Source organism: Streptomyces boncukensis (assembly GCF_011045075.1).
Taxonomy (GTDB): Bacteria; Actinomycetota; Actinomycetes; order Streptomycetales; family Streptomycetaceae; genus Streptomyces; species Streptomyces boncukensis.
The window spans coordinates 1-3,860 of sequence record NZ_JAAKZZ010000619.1 but is presented as its reverse complement, the minus strand read 5'-3'; the positions used below and the strand labels follow the sequence as shown (position 1 = coordinate 3,860).

Sequence of the window (3,860 nt, the reverse complement as noted above, 5' to 3'; positions counted from 1 at the left end):
GGGGCCTCCGCGTGGGTCTGGTTGCCGGTCGCGTCGTAGGCGTAGCGCTCCGTCCAGCCGTGTGCCCGGACGCCCGTGATCCGGCCCATCGGGTCCAGGGCGTAGGTGCGGGTGCCTGTGGTGAGGTCGCGGATCTCGGTGACGTAGCCGTCCGGGCGGTAGTTGTACGTGCGGTGCTGGAGGAGGTCCCGGGAGGGGGCCGTCAGGGTCTGGCGGGTCAGGCGGTCCGCCGGGTCCCAGGACTGGGTGAGGGTGGTCCCGCCCCAGGTGCGGGCCGTCTCGCGGCCCGCCGCGTCGTACGTGAACGCGAGCGTGTGCGACGCCGTCGTGAGGGTGGCGGGGCGGCCTGCGGGGGTGTACGTCCAGGTGGATAGCCTGCCTGACGGGGTTTCGCGGTGTGTGCGGTGGCCCCGGGTGTCGTACGTGTAGCTCGTGGTGCGGTTGTTCACCGTTTCCGACAGGACACGGCCCAGCGCGTCGCGGCGCCATGTGAGCGACGCGGCCGCGTTCTCCGCCGTGAGCAGCGCGCCCGCCGCGTCGTACGCGTACTCCGTCAGCTCCCCCGTCGACTCGTCGCGCCGCGTCAGCGTGCGGCCCATCGCGTCGCGGGTGTAGCACAGGGTCTGGCCTGCCGCGTTCGTCCGGGCCGTCAGCTCGCCCGCCGCGTCCAGCCCGTACGTGCGGCTCGCGCCGTTGAAGTCCGTCTCCGCCACCAGGCGGCCCGCCGCGTCGTACGCGTAGCGCCAGGTCCGCTCCTGGGGGTTGGTGACGGCCACCAGGCGCAGTTCGGTGTCGTACGCGAAGGTGTAGCGCGCGCCGTCCGGGTCGGTGCGGGTGAGCGGCTGGTCGAAGTGCGTGTACGTGTACGCCGTCACGTGCCCGGACGCGTCGGTGTGGGTGAGCAGGTTGCCCTCGCCGTCCCACTCCCACTGCTCGCGGCCGCCGTCCGGGTGGGTGCGCCAGGCCGGCTTGCCCTCGATCGTCCAGCCCTGGCGGGTGGTGTGGCCCAGGGGGTCGGTGAGGGACGTGATGCGGCCGTGCGGGCCCCGGGTGACCCGGGTCTCGTGGCCCTCGGGGTCCGTGACGGCCACCGGGAGGCCCGCCGCGTTCGGGGTCACCCGGGTCGTGTGGCCTTCGGGGTCCGTGAGCGAGACGAGGTGGGCGCTCTCGTTGTACGCGTACGTGGTGCGCGCCCCCGTCGGGTCCGTCGTGGACGTGCGCGCGCCCCGGGCGTCGTACGTGTGGCGCCAGGTCGCGCCGTCCGGCTCGCGGATGGCCACCGGGAGGCCGAGCGCGTTGTACTCCGCCTCCACCGCTGTGCCGTCGGGCCGCTCCACCCGGGTCAGGTTGCCGTCCGCGTCGTAGGCGTAGCGCGTCGTGCGGCCCAGCGGATCCGTGACCGAGAGGGGGAGGCGGCCCGCCGCGTCCCACTCCGTGCGGGTGGTGCCGCCCAGCGGATCGGTCTCCGCGACGACCTTGTACGCCTCGTCGTAGACGTACGTCGTCGTACGGCCCTGCGAGTCGGTGTAGCGGGTCGTGCGGTGCGCCGGGTCGTAGTGGAGGCGGCCGGAGAGCGTGCCGTCCGGGCCGATCGTGCGCAGCACCCGGCCCCGGTGGTCGTAGACGTACGCGAAGGACGTGCCGTTGCGGTCCGTCCAGGACGTGATCCGGTGCTGGTCGTCGTAGCGGTAGCGGAGCGGCTCGCCGGTCGAGTTGGCGACCTCCGTGAGGTTCCCGGACCCGTCGTAGGCGAAGGAGAGGAGCGGGGTGGCGGCGCCGTCGTGGAGGAGGCTCAGGGACGTGACGCGGGACAGGGCCGGGTCCGTCTCCACCGCCACGCGGTAGCCGCCCGAGTGGGCCACCTCGCACGGGGCGCCCTCGTCGTCGTAGTGGAACGTGACGCGGTCGCCCTCGCCCGTGCGGTCCGTGATCGCCTGGAGAGCCAGCTCCGGACCGCCCAGCGGGAGCGGCGCGAAGTGGAGGGTGCGGCCCTGCTCCGGGACGGTGACGGTCATCGTGCCGTCCGGCTTGCCGTCCCAGCGCAGCGGCCAGCGGGGGCCCGACACCGGGAGGGCCGGGGTGTCCGGCTCCGGCACGGGGTAGGTGAGGAGCATGCCGTCGTCCGTGACGTAGACGACGCCCTCCGCGTCCAGCTCCAGCCGCTGGTCCAGGGTGGCCGCCCAACTGCGGCCGAACCAGCCGCCGCAGGGGTGGCCCGAGACGTGGTTGCGGGTGAGGCGGAGGGGAAGGGCCGCCGGCAGGTCCACGTCCGTGGCGGACATGACCATCTCGCCCGTCGCCACGTCGATCGGCTCGCCGGTCTTCGAGCGGTCGCCGTCCGGCTTGTCGTGCTTGCCCGGCTCGCCGTCCGCGCGGCCGCGCGCGCTGCCGTCCCGGCCCAGGTCGAGCTCGCGGGCGCGGAGCCGGGCCGCCGCGCCGCGCGCCGCCTTGCCGCCCGCGCGCAGCGCCGTCCCCCCGCCGCCCGTGGCGAGGGCGAGCAGCAGTCCGGGGGTGAGCTGGCCCGCCGCGCGGTTCGGGTTGCGCTGCCACTCGTCCCAGTTGGCGACCGCCTTGGCGAAGTCCTTGGGGTTGTCCACCGCGTACGCCAGGCCGTCCGCCATCGCCGCCAGGCGGAGCCGCGCCCCGTCGGGGCCGTCCTCCACCCACCGCTTGGCCTCCTTGAGGATCTCGGCCGTGGAGTCCTTCGCACCGCCGAAGAAGTCCTTGGCCTCCTGGAGCTTGCCCGAGATCCCCGACGCGCCCGGCGGCTTGTCGGGCGCGTGCCCGGCGGCCGTCTCCAGCGTGCGGCGGGAGGAGTCGACCACGCCCTGGAGCTCCGACTCCAGCTTGTCCAGACGGCGGTAGCAGCTCTCCAGCGCCGCGACGCCGGGGTCGGTCTGCGGCGGGCGGTCGGGGAGCGTCTCGTCCTCGCGCTCGACGGCCGCGTTGTAGTCGCCGACCGCCTTCCAGTAGCGCTTGGAGGCGGCACGCGCCTCGTCCGCGTCCTCGATGACCGGCTTGACGCGCCGCTGTACGGAGCGGAGCTTGTCCGCGTACGCGTCCAGCGCGTCCGCCGCCGAGGTGAAGTACTTGCGCGCGGCGGCCAGCTCCTTGGGCAGCTTGTCGGTCGCCCCGTCGAACTCCTCCGAGGCCGCGCCCGTCCACCGCTTCGTGGCCAGCACCCGCAGCTTGGCCTGGCCGTCCTTGAACGCGCCCGCGTACGCCCGCAGCTTGGCCACCAGCGCGTCCACCTGGGACGGGTCGCCGAAGATGACGTCGCTGGGCTTCGCGTGCGGGGGTATCCGCTCGCCGGTGCTGCCGGGGCCCGTGCCCGCCGTGGCGTCCCGGGACGTCATTTCAGGGGCCCCCGGGGGTCGGGTAGTCGTCCGCGCCGGGGAAGAGCTTCTGGGTGTCCTTCCGCGCGCCGCCGTCGCCACCGCCCCCGCCGTCCCCGTCCTGGAGGGGCGGCGCCGGGTCGAAGTCGATCCGGTAGCCGTTCTTCCACGCCGCCAGGGCGTTCTCGCCCCACGGCAGCTTGGCCATGTTCTCCTCGGTCGGCGCGAAGTCCTTCACGCGCAGCAGGTCGGCGAGCATATAGGCGGCGATGACGTGCTTGAGCGTCGCCACCACCGCGTCCGCGTGCTCCGCCACCCGCCCCATGCCGAAGCCCCACGACGACAGCAGCTCCCGGGTGGGCTTGACCAGCTCGATGGTGGCCGCGTTGTGGATGCCCGAGGCCATCGGCTTCCAGTCGTCCTTGAGCTTGTGCGCGGCGACGACGGACTCCTCCAGCGGGCTCATGATCCTGCGCAGCGAGGATATTTCGAGCGCGTACCCCGCTCCTGGCGCGGTCCCGTCGC

At 74.0% G+C, this 3,860-nt stretch carries 2 protein-coding genes; both read right to left on the bottom strand.

Annotation, left to right across the window (positions count from 1 at the left end; translation table 11 throughout):
• Positions 1-3,356, bottom strand: a 3,356-nt coding sequence (locus G5C65_RS33090) for a DUF6531 domain-containing protein (RefSeq protein WP_165302762.1), incomplete at its 3' end; no start/stop codon positions are given.
• A 1-nt stretch (position 3,357) separates the two neighbouring features.
• Positions 3,358-3,860, bottom strand: a 503-nt coding sequence (locus G5C65_RS33085) for a hypothetical protein (RefSeq protein WP_206442547.1), incomplete at its 5' end; no start/stop codon positions are given.